15 protein-coding genes, 2 tRNA genes and 1 pseudogene are annotated in these 14298 nt (G+C 59.5%); 6 read left to right on the forward strand and 12 right to left on the reverse strand.

The window, feature by feature from the left end; translation table 11 throughout:
- Positions 1–399 precede the first annotated feature (399 nt).
- Positions 400–522 (reverse strand): hypothetical protein, encoded by a 123-nt coding sequence (locus ACWXTG_RS13790; protein WP_267864441.1) that lies wholly within the window; start codon positions 520–522, stop codon positions 400–402.
- Between ACWXTG_RS13790 and ACWXTG_RS13795 the strand changes: the two genes are divergently transcribed.
- Complete coding sequence (locus ACWXTG_RS13795) at positions 523–759, forward strand: hypothetical protein (protein ID WP_480220225.1); 237 nt, start codon at positions 523–525, stop codon at positions 757–759.
- 20 nt (positions 760–779) lie between these two features.
- Positions 780–1046 (forward strand): translation initiation factor IF-1, encoded by a 267-nt coding sequence (gene infA / locus ACWXTG_RS13800; protein WP_407995701.1) that lies wholly within the window; start codon positions 780–782, stop codon positions 1044–1046.
- A 360-nt stretch (positions 1047–1406) separates the two neighbouring features.
- Here the strand turns inward: infA and ACWXTG_RS13805 are convergent, their stop codons facing one another.
- Positions 1407–2519 carry a DNA topoisomerase IB gene (locus tag ACWXTG_RS13805; RefSeq protein ID WP_480220226.1) on the reverse strand — a complete coding sequence of 371 codons (1113 nt, stop codon included), beginning with the start codon at positions 2517–2519 and terminating at the stop codon, positions 1407–1409.
- 257 nt (positions 2520–2776) lie between these two features.
- Between ACWXTG_RS13805 and ACWXTG_RS13810 the strand changes: the two genes are divergently transcribed.
- The 3 genes and pseudogenes from ACWXTG_RS13810 (at position 2777) to ACWXTG_RS13820 (ending at position 4840) form a co-directional block, all read left to right on the forward strand.
- Positions 2777–3241, forward strand: coding sequence for an Hsp20 family protein (locus ACWXTG_RS13810; protein ID WP_480220227.1), 465 nt, complete (start codon positions 2777–2779; stop codon positions 3239–3241).
- Between the two features lie 161 nt (positions 3242–3402).
- On the forward strand, positions 3403–3738 hold the full coding sequence (locus tag ACWXTG_RS13815) for a DUF72 domain-containing protein (RefSeq protein ID WP_480220228.1): 336 nt from the start codon (positions 3403–3405) through the stop codon (positions 3736–3738).
- Positions 3701–4840 (forward strand): annotated as a pseudogene (locus tag ACWXTG_RS13820) (IS3 family transposase). The gene ACWXTG_RS13815 and the pseudogene ACWXTG_RS13820 overlap by 38 nt, the downstream one beginning before the upstream one ends.
- Positions 4841–5042: 202 nt before the next feature.
- Here the strand turns inward: ACWXTG_RS13820 and ACWXTG_RS13825 are convergent.
- From ACWXTG_RS13825 to mog, 10 genes are all read right to left on the reverse strand, one after another.
- A tRNA-Arg gene (locus ACWXTG_RS13825) sits at positions 5043–5119 on the reverse strand.
- A 78-nt stretch (positions 5120–5197) separates the two neighbouring features.
- A tRNA-Ser gene (locus ACWXTG_RS13830) sits at positions 5198–5291 on the reverse strand.
- A 61-nt stretch (positions 5292–5352) separates the two neighbouring features.
- Complete coding sequence (locus ACWXTG_RS13835) at positions 5353–6579, reverse strand: aspartate kinase (RefSeq protein ID WP_407995090.1); 1227 nt, start codon at positions 6577–6579, stop codon at positions 5353–5355.
- Positions 6580–6645: 66 nt separating this feature from the next.
- Positions 6646–9270 carry an alanine--tRNA ligase gene (gene alaS, locus ACWXTG_RS13840; RefSeq protein WP_480220229.1) on the reverse strand — a complete coding sequence of 875 codons (2625 nt, stop codon included), beginning with the start codon at positions 9268–9270 and terminating at the stop codon, positions 6646–6648.
- A gap of 65 nt (positions 9271–9335) precedes the next feature.
- A complete protein-coding gene (recX, locus tag ACWXTG_RS13845; protein WP_480220230.1) occupies positions 9336–9803 on the reverse strand; it encodes a recombination regulator RecX in 468 nt (155 codons plus the stop codon).
- The gene (gene recA / locus ACWXTG_RS13850) at positions 9784–10818 is read right to left on the reverse strand and encodes a recombinase RecA (RefSeq protein ID WP_309564458.1); all 1035 of its coding nucleotides are present in this window, start codon (positions 10816–10818) and stop codon (positions 9784–9786) included. Before recA ends, recX begins: the two co-directional genes overlap by 20 nt.
- Before the next feature lie 44 nt (positions 10819–10862).
- Positions 10863–11366, reverse strand: coding sequence for a nicotinamide-nucleotide amidase (gene pncC, locus ACWXTG_RS13855; protein ID WP_407995092.1), 504 nt, complete (start codon positions 11364–11366; stop codon positions 10863–10865).
- On the reverse strand, positions 11342–11833 hold the full coding sequence (locus ACWXTG_RS13860; RefSeq protein ID WP_480220231.1) for a phosphatidylglycerophosphatase A family protein: 492 nt from the start codon (positions 11831–11833) through the stop codon (positions 11342–11344). Before ACWXTG_RS13860 ends, pncC begins: the two co-directional genes overlap by 25 nt.
- Complete coding sequence (thiL, locus tag ACWXTG_RS13865; RefSeq protein WP_480220232.1) at positions 11817–12773, reverse strand: thiamine-phosphate kinase; 957 nt, start codon at positions 12771–12773, stop codon at positions 11817–11819. Before thiL ends, ACWXTG_RS13860 begins: the two co-directional genes overlap by 17 nt.
- A 3-nt stretch (positions 12774–12776) precedes the next feature.
- Positions 12777–13364, reverse strand: coding sequence for a molybdopterin adenylyltransferase (gene mog, locus ACWXTG_RS13870; RefSeq protein WP_480220233.1), 588 nt, complete (start codon positions 13362–13364; stop codon positions 12777–12779).
- Between the two features lie 113 nt (positions 13365–13477).
- Here mog and ACWXTG_RS13875 point away from each other — a divergent pair, with 113 nt between their 5' ends.
- A complete protein-coding gene (locus ACWXTG_RS13875) occupies positions 13478–14248 on the forward strand; it encodes a PDZ domain-containing protein (RefSeq protein ID WP_480220234.1) in 771 nt (256 codons plus the stop codon).
- The last annotated feature ends 50 nt before the right edge of the window (positions 14249–14298 follow it).

Below are 14298 nucleotides of genomic sequence, written 5' to 3' on the forward strand. Positions count from 1 at the left end.
GACAAATTGTCGCAGCCGGCAGCAACCAGGGCCTGTTCACGATCTAGGGCACGCATCTTGGGGCGATGCCCTTCGGGTTGCCCCGGCAGCGCAGCCGCTGCCGCGTTGCAAATCCTCGCCGGGCAATCAGCACGGCTTCAGTTTGCGCCTTGCATCGCCTACCCTGCCGGGACAACGTACCCTATGAAAAGATCGTGAACAGGCTCTTAATGCCTTGTCAGGCCCGCCGGGCCATGCTGCCTCTATACCAGAGTTTTGTGAGTTGCGCTTAATGCGCTATACTGTTCGGTGTTGTAGCTAATTGCTTACCTTTCCTACAGCAAGTCTGAGACGTGCTGCGGTTTCCCCAATATCACCGCCACTTAAAGCCACAGGCTCCCAAAAGAGTTTTTACAGTGGTCAAACTTCCTTAACGGCAAGCCCCATACCGGACGATTTTTCCAGTCCGCAGGTGACCTCCAGCCCTCCAACCGGTTGCATGGCACCGTTTTCCGCAGCATTGCGCTGCCTGAGTAACTGCATATGAAATCACTCAACATCCAGCCTTTTATGGCCGGACGTTATTTAATCACCCCGATCTCGCATAGCAACGGGAACGGGCGCTATACCGCCTCGCTGTCCATCCGCAGCGGCCAGGGAACGGGCACGCATTGCCGTATTGTCAGCTTCGCCCGCGAATTCATTTCGCGCGAAAAAGCCCTGAACCATGCCGCCACTCAAGGGCAGGTCTGGCTGAAAAACCCACAGGCTTTTGCCTGATATTATTGAAAGGAAAGACCATGGCAAAAGAAGAACTCATCGAGATGCAGGGCAAAGTAGATGAAATCCTGCCGGATTCCCGTTTCCGCGTCACCTTGGACAATGGGCATATATTGGTCGCCTATACCGGCGGCAAGATGCGCAAGAACCATATCCGCATCCTGGCTGGCGACAAGGTCACGGTCGAGATGTCGCCTTACGACCTTGCCAAGGGCAGGATCATCTTCCGGCATATTGAAGCGGGTTCGTCCCGCCCGTTCAAGCCGGTCAAGCGCTACGCCCGCTAGACCCTCCGTTAAACTTCTTGCCCGTCAAAAAGCAGATATCCCTTGGGATATCTGCTTCGAGACTATGCTGCTGGCGCTATGAGAATGTTTTCTTAAGGCGCATGTGTTCCAAGGTTTTGTTGGGACATTCCCTGAACAGTTACCGGTAATAAAGGGAGAACAGGCTCATGTGCCAGAGCCCCCATTTTGCCGCCACGTTGGCGATGCTGGTCACGGGCTCAGGCGTTGATTGCAATTCAGCACGTACCCGGTGTCAACCATGGTGGGTTTATCCTCGTCCGTCAGTGGAGCGCCACGATCGGCCTGTTGACTGCAGCAAGGTGCAGGCTGCCGCTTTGCAAGTTCCTATAATTGCCGCCATCAGGCTGGCTGTTTCACCCCGGCATGGCGTTGTAGCAACGCCAGCACGTCCTGCTCAGCCGCCTGCCAGGCGTCGAGCTCCTGCGGCTGGCTGTGTTTGCGCAGGGCTGCGAACAGTTTTCCGGTCATGTAGATATCGATGATGAGCGGATGCACATAGCACTTGCGGCAGATGCTGGGCGTATTGCCGAGCTTGCGTGCGGCTTCGGTAATCGCGGCCAGCACATTCTTCTTGGCTTGCGACTGGTTCTCGAACGGCTCGGCGGCCGATAGCGTGTGGAAGGTCTGCACCGTGCCCGACCAGGTGCGGAAATCCTTGGCGGTGTAGTCGCGCCCGGTAATGCGCTTGAGGTAGTCATTGACGTCGCTGGAATCGATGGCGTGGCGCTTGCCGTCGTCATCGAGGTACTGGAACAACTCCTGGCCGGGCAGTTCCTTCATCTTGCGCACCAATCGCGCCAGCCTGGCGTTCTGAATCTCGATCGCATGCTCCACCCGGCTTTTGCCCTTGAAGTGAAAGGCGATCCGCCCGCCGCTGACCTCGACGTGGCGGTTGCGCAGGGTGGTGAGGCCGAAGGAGCGGTTGTTGCGCGCATATTCGTCGTTGCCGACGCGGATCATGGTGGTTTCCAGCAGCGCGACCACCAGGGCCAGCACCTTGTCCCGGCTCAGGCCGGGCTGCGCCAGCTCGGCATCTATGCGCTCGCGGATCAAGGGCAGGTGCAGGGCGAAATCGATGATGTGCTCGAACTTGGCCTCGTCGCGGATCGCGCGCCATTCCTTGTGGTAGCGGTACTGCTTGCGCTGCCTGGCGTCGTAGCCGGTGGCTTGCAGGTGCCCGTTGGCATAGGGGCAGATCCATACCTTCTCCCAGGCCGGCGGAATGGCGAGCGAGCGGATGCGTGCCAATTGCTTTTCGTCCCGCAGCGGGCGGCCCTGCGTATCCACGTAGCGGAATCCCTTGACGGTCCGCTTGCGGCCGAAGCCGGGCTTGTCGTCCTGCACGTAGCGCAGGCGCGCGGCTTGCGCCGACAGCTCCATGTCTCCATGCAGCTCGCTGCCCAGCGTCTCATTGAGTTGGGCAGTACATTCGTCCATCTTCGTGTCCGGCATAGCGCAACTCCGCAGTGTGGTGGGCAGAGATAAAGACCGTCCGAGGCATGAAAAAGTGCCGTGCAGTGCACTCCACGCAAGCATAGTGTTTCAACCGTGTAAATCTGCAATGAGCAAATACCTGGAACCGCGCCGCATTGAATTGCGCTTCGGATATCCTCTTGAAAAATAAATGGCCATCCCTATTTTCTGAAACAAGCAGGTGCCCATCACGGGGTCTGCCATGTTCAATCGCTTAAATCAGAAAGGATGACATCATGCGTACATTTGATTTTTCGCCACTGTATCGTTCTGCCATTGGTTTTGACCGGTTGGCCCAATTAATCGCCGAGGCCCAGCGCAGCGAGAACGACATCAGCTATCCGCCCTACAACATCGAACTGCTCAGCGACGACCAATACAAAATCGTCATGGCCGTGGCAGGGTTTGACCAATCTGAGCTGCATATCGAGACCGAGCAGCAGAAGCTCAAGGTCCAAGGCCGCCATGTCAGGGATGCCGAAGCAAAATCGCGCAACTACTTGCACCAGGGAATTGCCGCCCGCGATTTCGAACATACCTTCCAGTTGGCCGACCATGTCAAGGTGACCAATGCCTCGCTGGACAAAGGCCTGTTGACGATCGAGCTGGTACGGGAGGTGCCCGAAGCGCTCAAGCCCCGCAAGATCGATATCCGAGTAGAGAGCAATCCTAAACTGCTGGAGGAACGGCAAGCAGCTTGATGCCTTTAGCGACACTGTAAAGCACGGGGCTGGCATTGCTAGCCCTTTTTGTTTGGTGGGTTTTCAAATGGTCTTATGCGAAGTGTAACCTTTGCGGTTTGGCGTGCCAGGGCAGGGCATCCATATTCTGAACTTCCCGTTTTTGCCGCAGCCAAAACACCATGGCTGCTCATATCCGTATCGGCATATCAGGCTGGCGTTATGCGCCATGGCGCAACGTCTTCTATCCCAAAGGGTTGGTGCAAAAGCGCGAGCTTGAATTCGCCTCGTGCGCCTTGCTGACGATAGAACTGAACGGCTCCTTTTATGCCTTGCAGCGCCCGAGCAGTTATCTGCACTGGTACGAGCAGACGCTGCCGGGCTTCATCTTCAGCATCAAGGCAACGAGGTACATCACCCTGAATCGCCTCGGAACCATTAGACGCTCCGAAGCCTTAAACTTAGGCAAAAGGAGAAGTCATGAGCAGCAAGCGTTACCCGGAAGAGTTCAAGATTGAAGCGGTCAAACAGGTCACGGATCGTGGTCATCCCGCCTCAGAAGTGGCGAGTCGATTGGGCGTGACGTTGCCGACCCTGTACGAGTGGCTGAAGCGTTACAGCGTGCCCGAGGTTGAGCGTAGCGAGTTGCAAGGCCAGGCGGCAGAAATTCGCCGACTCAAGGCCGAACTGAAGCGGGTCAGCGAGGAGCGCGACATCCTAAAAAAGGCCGCAGCGTACTTTGCCAAAGAGTCCCGGTAAGGTACTCAATCCCATGAAACGCAGTATCCGGTGCGCCGGCTCTGCCACATGATGGCCGTTCATCCCAGCGGCTATTACGCTTGGAAGGCCGAACCCGTGTTGCCTCGTCAGCAGGATGATCAACGACTGCTGGGGCTGATCAAGCAATCCTGGTTGGAGAGCGGTGGCGTCTATGGTTATCGCAAGATTGCACATGACCTGCGCGATCTGGGCGAGCGCTGCGGCAAACATCGGGTTTATCGTTTGATGAGGCAGGAAGGGCTGCGGGCACAGGTGGGCTACCGTCGTCGGGCCGGTCGCTACGGCAAGCCCGCGGTCGTGGCTGAGAATCAGCTGGAGCAGAAATTCGATGTCGAAGCGCCCAATCAGGTTTGGGTGACAGACATCACCTATATCCGAACCAACGAAGGCTGGTTGTATCTGGCCGTGGTACTGGACCTGTTCTCGCGTCAGGTCATCGGATGGTCGATGCGCTCGCGGATCGATAGCGAACTGGCAATCAATGCCTTGCTGATGGCGGTCTGGCGGCGAAATCCCACGGCGCCCGTGATCGTCCATTCGGACCAGGGATGCCAGTACAGCAGCCACAACTGGCAAGCCTTTCTGAAAGCCCATGGCCTGGTGGCCAGCATGAGCCGACGGGGAAATTGCTATGACAACGCTGTCGCTGAGAGTTTCTTCCAGCTACTCAAACGGGAGCGAATCCGCCGCAAAACCTATCTCGACCGCGAGGAAGCTCGCCGGGATGTCTTCAACTACATCGAGATATTTTATAACCCGAAACGTCGCCATGGTTATGCAAACGACGTTTCTCCGGTAGAGTTCGAAAATCAGTATTTCAACCGGCTACAGAGTGTCTAGAAAAACCGGGGCGATTCAAGTTTGAGTATGGAGTACTTTTTAAGCGAAGTCTTTTAACTGACTGAATGGGATGATGAGGCGTTGCGTATAGTTGCTATCAGCCAAGATGCTCTATCAAGGATTTGGTAATAAATGAGTGTTTAAAGCGATAGGTAATAAAAAAGTGGGTCACTCATGACAAGTGCCCACTTCTTTAATTATTTGGCGCGCCCGAAGAGATTCGAACTCCTGACCCCTTGGTTCGTAGCCAAGTACTCTATCCAGCTGAGCTACGGGCGCGTATGTGAGGCGTGCATTATACGCGAAGATGAGATTAATACCAGCATAATTTCTTCTTTGCTACACGCCGTTGTCGTGTGGCGGAGAGCGAGGGATTCGAACCCTCGATACAGGTTTAAGCCCGTATGCTTCCTTAGCAGGGAAGTGCCTTCGACCACTCGGCCAGCTCTCCGCACGAGGGCGTAACAATACTTGATTACGCCGCAAAAATCAACGCCAAAACGGCGTAATTCTTAAACTTCTTCTAGTCCGAAAGCCTTATGCAGGACGCGTACGGCCAATTCCATGTATTTCTCGTCGATGACGACGGAAATCTTGATCTCGGAGGTGGAGATCATCTGGATGTTGATGCCTTCTTCCGCCAGTGTGCGGAACATCTGGCTGGCGATGCCGACGTGCGAGCGCATGCCGACACCGACCACGGAGACTTTGGCGGTCTTGTCGTCGCCGATGATCTCGCGCGCGCCGATATGGCCTTGCACCTTGTCGCGCAAGATGTCCAGGGCCTTCTGCAGGTCGTTCTTGTGCACGGTGAAGGTAAAGTCGGTGGTGCCGTCGGCGGCGACGTTCTGGATGATGATGTCGACGTCGATGTTGGCGTCCGCCACGGGGCCCAGGATTTGGTAGGCGATGCCTGGGCGGTCGGGCACGCCCAGGACGGTGATTTTGGCTTCGTCGCGGTTGAAGGCGATGCCGGAGATGATCGGTTGTTCCATGTTGTTGTCGTCCTCGAATGTAATCAGCGTGCCTTCGCCTTCTTCCTCGAAGCTGGAAAGCACGCGCAGTTTGACCTTGTATTTGCCTGCAAACTCGACCGAGCGGATTTGCAGCACCTTGGAGCCCAGGCTGGCCATTTCCAGCATTTCCTCGAAGGTGACCGACTTGAGGCGGCGCGCTTCGGGCACGACGCGCGGGTCGGTGGTGTAGACGCCGTCCACATCGGTGTAGATCTGGCATTCGTCGGCCTTGAGCGCGGCTGCAAGCGCGACGCCGGTGGTGTCGGAGCCGCCGCGGCCCAGCGTGGTGATGTTGCCGTGCTCGTCCACGCCCTGGAAGCCGGCCACGACGACGACGTAGCCGTCATCGAGGTCCTTGCGGATGCGTTCTTCGTCGATCTTGAGGATGCGCGCCTTGGTGTGCGCGTTGTCGGTGACGATGCTGACTTGGCTGCCGGTGTAGCTCTTGGCTTTGACGCCGAGCTCCATGAGCGCCATGGAGAGCAGGGCGATGGTGACTTGCTCGCCGGTGGAGACCAGCACGTCCAGCTCGCGCGGGTGCGGGTTGGGCATCACTTCTTTGGCGAGTCCGATCAGGCGGTTGGTCTCGCCTGACATGGCGGAGACCACGACCACGACCTGCTGCCCCAGCGCCTTGTGGCGCGCTACGCGGCGGGCGACGTTGCCGATGCGTTCTGGATTGGCGACCGAGGTGCCGCCGTATTTCTGTACGATAAGTGCCATATCTATGTCGGTATCAAAGGTGCATCAATAAAACACCGGCGCTTGCGGTGCAGGCGCCGGCGGCTGTTAATTCAGTTTTTCTCCCACCCAGCCGGCAACGCTGGCGAGCGCCTGCGGCAGCTTGCCGGCATCCGTGCCGCCCGCCATGGCCATGTCCGGCTTGCCGCCGCCCTTGCCGCCGACTTGCCCGGCGACGAAGTTGACCAGCTCGCCGGCCTTGACCTTGGCTAGGGTGTCTGCGGTCACGCCCGCGGCGACGCTGACCTTGTCGCCGTTGACGCTGGCGAGCACGATGGCGGCGGTCTTGAGCTTGTCCTTGAGCTTGTCCATAGTTTCGCGCAGGGTGTTGGCGTCAGCACCTTCCAGCGTGGCGGCCAGCACCTTGACGCCGTTGACGTCCACGGCTTGGCTGGCGAGTTCGTCGCCTTGCGAGGAGGCCAGCTTGGATTTGAGGCGTGCGAGCTCCTTCTCCAGTGACTTGACCTGGTCCAGGGTCTGGCTGATCTTGCCAGCCAGCTCGGCGGCAGGCGCCTTGAAGGAGGCAGCAGCGTCTATAAGCAGTTGCTGCTGTTGCTGGATATGGTGCAATGCTACATCGCCGGTTGCGGCCTCGATACGGCGCACGCCTGCGGCGACGCCGGATTCGGAGACCACCTTGAACAGGCCGATGTCGCCGGTGCGGCTCACATGGGTGCCGCCGCAGAGTTCACGCGAGCTGCCGATGTCGATCACGCGCACTTCGTCGCCGTATTTCTCGCCGAACAGCATCATGGCGCCGGTCTTCTGCGCTTCGTCAATCGGCATCACGCGTGCCTGGGTCGGCGCGTTGGCGAGGATCTCGGCGTTGACGATCTCCTCGATGCGGCGAATTTCCTCGGCGGTGACCGGGGCGTTGTGCGAGAAGTCGAAACGGGTTTTATCAGAATCTACTAGCGAGCCCTTTTGCTGCACGTGGCCGCCCAACACTTCGCGCAATGCCTTGTGCATGAGGTGGGTGGCGGAGTGGTGGCGCATGGTGCGGTGGCGCGAGGCGAGGTCGACGCGCGCGCTGACTTCGTCGCCCACGCGCAGGGTGCCGGTGCTCAATACGCCGTGGTGGCCGAATACGCTGGCCTGGATTTTCAGGGTGTCTTCCACTTGGAAGATGCCTTCCGCGCCCTTCAAGATGCCCTGGTCGCCGACCTGGCCGCCGGATTCGGCATAGAAAGGGGTGTTGTCGAGCACGACCACGCCCAGTTCGCCTTCGTTGAGGGCGTCGACTGCGCTGCCGTCCTTATACAGCGCCAATACCTTGCCTTGGGCTTCGAGCGTGTCGTAGCCGTGGAAAGTGGTCGAGGCGCCCGTGTATTCCAGGTTGGCCGCCATCTTGAACTTGCCTGCGGCGCGGGCCTGTTCCTTCTGGCGCGCCATGGCGGCGTCGAATGCGGCGGAATCCACGCTGACCTCGCGCTCGCGACAGACGTCTGCGGTCAAGTCGAGCGGGAAGCCGAAGGTGTCGTGCAGCTTGAAGGCGGTCTCGCCATTGAATACCTTGTTGCCAGTCTTGGCCATTTCCTCAAGTTCGGCTTCGAGGATCGCCATGCCGTGCTCGATGGTCTCGAAGAAGCGGTCTTCTTCCAGGCGCAGGATGTCGGTGATGCGCTGCTCGCCGCTCTTGAGCTCGGGATAGGCGTCGCCCATCTCGGCCACGAGGTCCGCCACTAGCTTGTAGAAGAACGCGGCGCGCGCGCCCAGCTTGTAGCCGTGGCGGATCGCGCGGCGGATGATGCGGCGCAGCACGTAGCCGCGGCCCTCGTTGCCCGGGATGACGCCGTCGGCGATCAGGAAGCTGCAGGCGCGGATGTGGTCGGCCAGCACCTTGAGCGACGGGCTGTCGAGGTCTGCGGTGCTGGTGACGCGGGCAGCGGCCTGTATTAGGTGCTGGAACAGGTCGATCTCGTAATTGCTGTGCACGCCCTGCAGCACGGCGGCAATGCGCTCCAGGCCCATGCCGGTATCGACGGAAGGCTTGGGCAGCGGGTGCATCACGCCTTGCTCGTCGCGGTTGAACTGCATGAAGACGTTGTTCCAGATTTCGATGAAGCGGTCGCCGTCTTCTTCCGGGCTGCCGGGAGGGCCACCCCAGATATGCTCGCCGTGGTCGTAGAAAATCTCGGTACAGGGGCCGCAGGGGCCAGTGTCGCCCATCATCCAGAAATTGTCTGAGGCGTAGCGTGCGCCTTTGTTGTCGCCGATGCGGATCACGCGCTCGGCGGGCACGCCGATTTCCTTGGTCCAGATGTCGTAGGCTTCGTCGTCCTCGGCATAGACGGTGACGGTGAGCTTGTCCTTGGGCAGCTTGAAGACTTCGGTGAGCAGTTCCCAGGCATAGCTGATGGCGTCGCGCTTGAAGTAGTCGCCGAAGCTGAAGTTGCCGAGCATCTCGAAGAATGTATGGTGGCGCGCGGTGTAGCCGACGTTCTCGAGGTCGTTGTGCTTGCCGCCCGCCCGCACACACTTCTGCGACGAGGTGGCGCGGGTGTAGGGGCGCTTGTCGAAGCCGAGGAACACGTCCTTGAACTGGTTCATCCCGGCGTTGGTGAAGAGCAGGGTGGGGTCGCCTGCCGGGACCAGCGAACTGGAACTGACGATCTGGTGGCCCTTGGAGGCGAAATAGTCCAGGAAGGCCTGGCGAATCTGGTTGCTCTTCATTGATGTGTGTTCTTGCTCAAAACGTTAATGTCAAAAATCCAATTGCGCGGCATGCCGCCGCCGTATCACTCGATATCTTCCGGGCTGCCGCGCAGCACCTTGCGTATCACTTCAAAACCGAAGCCGCGTCCTTGCAGGAAGCGTGCTTGCTTCGCCCATTCCTCCCGCGATTGCGGCGGCTGGGAAAACTTCTTGCGGTAAACCGCCGTCGCGGCTTCCAGTTCGTCCGGGGCCATATCGGCCACGGCCTTGCCAATCAGTTCGTCGCTGACACCGTGCTGCCTGAGCTCATGCGCCACGCGCAGGCTGCCGTAGCGGCCCTTGCGGGCGTGCACGATCTGCTCGGTATAACGTGTATCGGATAGCCAGCCGCGTTTCTTGAAGTCCTCCAGCAGGGCGGGGAGGTCGTCCTCCTCTCCCGCATGTGGACTCAGCTTATGCAGCAACTCCTGATAGGAATATTCTCGCCGTGCCAGATATGCCAAAGCCCGCTCTCGCAGGCTGGTGGCAGGTTTATTCGTCGTCTTCTTCATCCGGCGCCGTCGTCATCGCGGCATTGGCCAGATTGGAGTGTTCGCGAATCTTGGCGTCGATCTCGTTGGCGATTTCCGGGTGTTCCCGGAGGAATTCGCGCGCATTGTCCTTGCCCTGGCCGATCTTCTCGCCCTTGTAGCTGTACCATGCGCCGGCCTTCTCGACCAGCTTGAGGTTGACGCCGAGCTCGATGATTTCGCCTTCGCGCGAGATGCCTTCGCCGTAAAGGATGTCGAACTCCGCCTGCTTGAACGGCGGGGAAACCTTGTTCTTCACCACCTTGACGCGGGTTTCGGAGCCGGTGATCTCGTCGCCCTTCTTGATCGCGCCGGTGCGGCGGATATCCAGGCGCACGGAAGCGTAGAACTTGAGCGCGTTGCCGCCGGTCGTGGTTTCGGGGTTGCCGAACATCACGCCGATCTTCATGCGGATCTGGTTGATGAAAATGACCAATGTGTTGGTGCGTTTGATGTTGGCGGTGAGCTTGCGCAATGCCTGGGACATCAGGCGGGCTTGCAGGCCCATGTGCGAGTCGCCCATTTCGCCTTCGATTTCGGCTTTTGGCGTCAGCGCGGCAACGGAATCGACCACGACGATGTCGACGGAGCCCGAGCGCACCAGCATGTCGGCGATTTCGAGCGCCTGTTCGCCGGTGTCGGGCTGGGAGATCAGCAACTCGGAGACATTGACGCCGAGCTTCTGCGCATATTGCGGGTCGAGCGCATGTTCCGCGTCGATGAAGGCCGCCGTGCCGCCCAGCTTCTGCATTTGCGCGATCACGGAAAGGGTGAGCGTGGTCTTGCCGGAGGATTCAGGCCCGTAGATTTCGACGATACGGCCGCGCGGCAAGCCGCCGATGCCCAGGGCGATGTCTAGGCCCAGGGAGCCGGTAGAGACTGCCTGGATGTCAGCGGCGACGTCGGTGTCGCCCATGCGCATGATGGAGCCCTTGCCGAATTGTTTCTCGATTTGCGAGAGGGCGGCGGCCAGCGCTTTGCTTCTATTTTCATCCATCAGTGAATACCTTTTCGAGTTGCCTGCTAAAGCCTGCAATTATTTCATAAATCAGTGGCTAAGGTAAGTTGCAACAAGCCTGTTAATGCGGTTTTGACAGACTGCCTGCGCACGGCTTCCCTGTCGCCGGAAAAGTGGTGGGTGCGGGTGACGATGCGGCCGTCGCGGTGGGCCCAGCCGAAGCATACGGTGCCGACCGGCTTTTGCTCGCTTCCGCCGTCCGGCCCGGCGATCCCGGTAATCGACGCGCTGATGTCGGCCGTGCTGTAGGCGAGCGCGCCCAGGGCCATCTCCTTGGCGGTTTCCTCGCTGACCGCCCCGTGCTGCCTCAAGGTTTCGCCGCCCACCCCGAGCATTTGCTGCTTGGCTTCATTGCTGTAGGTGACGAAGCCGCGGTCGAAGCAGGAAGAACTGCCCGGGACGGCCGTCACGCATTGCGCGGCCCAGCCGCCGGTGCATGATTCGGCCAGGGCGAGCCTGAAGCCCTGCTTGATCAGGGTTTCGCCCAGCGTGTGCGAAAGGCTTAAAAGCTCTGCATCATCCACCATTGTGTTCCTTTCAATACGGCAATTGCATAGATCGCGGCCAGCAGGTCGTCCAGCATCACGCCGAAGCCGCCGTGCACTTGGCGGTCCAGGGTGCGGATCGGGAATGGTTTCCAGATGTCGAACAGGCGGAACAAGAGGAAGGCGTACAGCCACCACTCCCATGCCTTGGGCGTGAATTCCAGTACCAGCATGAAGGCCACGATCTCGTCCCAGACGATGCCGCCATGGTCGTCGACGCCCAGGTTGCGCCCGGTGATGCCGCAGAGCGGGATGCCAACCAGGAAGAGGAGCGCCAGGATGGGAAGGTGGCTTGCCTCGGGCAATAGCATCAGCAAGCCGAACAATGGCAGGGCGGCCAATGTGCCGCAGGTGCCCGGGCCCTTGCTCGCCAGGCCGCTGCCAAAGCCCAGTGCGAGAAAATGCGCGGGGTGGCGCAGCAGGAAATGTCGGTCAGGCAAAATGGTCAAAACCGTGCTCCTTGATGGCGAGAAGCGCATCGTCCAGGCCTTGGACGACGAGTTGCCGCGTATCTGTGATGCGGCCAATCACGGCCATGTCCAGGCCCAATTGCCGGCCGATGCCGGCAATCTTCTGCCTGTTCTCAGTCGGGGCGGTAAAACATAACTCATAATCATCGCCGCCGGCCAATATCATTTTCTGTATTGCTTCTTCGTGAGAGTATGCGCTTACAATTTTTGATGTGGGAATCGTCTTTAGCCACACCTCCGCTCCCACATGCGAGTTCTCCAGGATATGCCCGAGGTCTGCCAGCAGCCCGTCGGAAATATCCAGCGCGCCATGTGCCAGCCCTCTCAATGCCAATCCCAATGCAACCCTGGGCTCGGGCTGTTGCAAGGCTTTGCTGCAGGCACCGAGTTCTGCATCGCTGAGCGGATAACGGCCCTGGATGGCGGCCAAGGCCAGGGCGGCGTCGCCCAAGTGGCCCGAGACCCAGATGTCGTCGCCAGGTCGTGCCTGGCTGCGCAACAAGGCAGTTCCCGGCGGCGCTTCGCCCATGATTTGCACATTGATGGTCAACGGCCCGCGCGTGGTGTCGCCGCCTATCAGGGCGATGTCGAACTGCCCGGCACAGGCGAAGAAGCCTTCGGCAAACCCTGCAACCCAGTTTTCGTCCGCCTCGGGCAAGGCAAGCGACAATGTCGCCCAGCGCGGCTGCGCACCCATGGCCGCCATGTCTGAGACGTTGACTGCCAACGATTTCCACCCGATCAGCCATGGATCGGTATCAGGATAAAAGTGAGTGTTTGCTACCAGCATGTCGGTCGATATGGCGAGTTCCATGCCGGGGGATACCTTGATCAATGCAGCATCGTCGCCTATGCCCAGCACTGCCGACGGATGGGGGCGCTGGAAATAGCGCCGTATCAGGTCGAATTCCGATGCCATGGCTCAGGCCGGCTTTTGGGCCGACTTTGGACGGAAGGCTTGCACGATATCGGGATTGGTTTCGATATAAGGCGCCTCGATCAGGTCCAGGCAGTAGGGCACGGCGGCGAAAATACCGTGCACCACGGTGTTGCCGCTTTCGTCCTTCAACCCTTCCAGCGTCTGGGCGATGGCCTTAGGCTGGCCCGGAAGGTTGATGATCAGGCAGCGCTTGCGGATCACGGCGACCTGGCGCGAAAGGATCGCGGTCGGCACGAATTGCAGGCTGATCTGGCGCATTTGCTCGCCAAAGCCGGGCATGACCTTGTCCGCTACCGCCAGGGTGGCTTCCGGCGTCACGTCGCGTACGGCAGGGCCGGTGCCGCCCGTGGTCAGCACCAGGTTGCAGCCTTCGAAGTCGACCAGGTCGCACAATGTGGATTCAATTTCCTCCTGCTCGTCAGGAATCACGCGCAACGCGCTTTCCCAAGGGGTGGTGAGCGTGCGGCCAAGCCATTCCTGCAAGGAGGGGATGCCCTTGTCTTCGTATACGCCGGTGAAGGCACGGTCGCTGATGGAAACCAGCCCGATACGGATAGTGTCTGTTGCCATGGTTATGCTTCTGGGGATTTAAGTCATAATGATCCCGGCATAATTGTGTGCCGGGAATGAAAAAACGTGGTTTCATCATACCATTGTCACCAGGAAAAACGAGTGGAGGGGATATGCGCCCATATTTACGACCATATTTGATCGTGCTGTTGCTTGCCGTGCTGGCGGCCTGTAGCAAGCCGATGGTCAAGGAGACCGTGCCGGAAAAGCCGGTGGCGCCTGAGCCTGTGGTGGAGGTGCCGCAAGAGGAAAACCTGTATACCCAGCACTATGTGGCGCGCCAGCTGCACGGCGTCAAGCTCAGCCCGGGCTCGGCCGAACCCACTATCTACAAGGGCGTGAGGGAGACCGACGATTACCAGCGCATGCTGAATGACGGTTATGAAATGCTCGGCTACTCGAGCTTCGAGGCCGGCGACGTGCCGCCTTCGCGCGCGGTGGCCCATGCCTCCAAGGTGCAGGCCGATGCCGTGGTGGTGTATACGAAATTGATCGCGGCGCCGACGGCCGCCATGAGGATGCAGAAAATAAAGGAGCAGGCGAAGACGCAGGCAAGCGCAGGCGGCAGCGGGGAGTTCTACAGTTATTTTGCAACCTACTGGGCCAAGCTGGCGCCGCCTGCGCTGGGCGTGCACGTGATGCAGCGCAGCAAGTATGATCCCGGGCCTGGCGTGACCGTCCTGGCGGTGATTACCGGCTCTCCCGCGGCGCAGGCGGGGGTGGCGGTCGGCGACGTATTGCTCAGCCTGGGGGGAGAAGCGCTTTCTTCCGCCCAGGTGCTGCAGCAAGCGACGCACCGTCATGCCGGGCAGGAGGTGGAGTTGGTATTGCGCCGGGTAAACGCCGAGAAGCGATTGCGCGTGACGCTGGGCGCGGCGTTATAGTAGAAAATATCTCAAGCGGAACGCTTTACGATAAAAAAGCATCTTCAACC

This window comes from Methylobacillus sp. DLP286 (assembly GCF_056636515.1).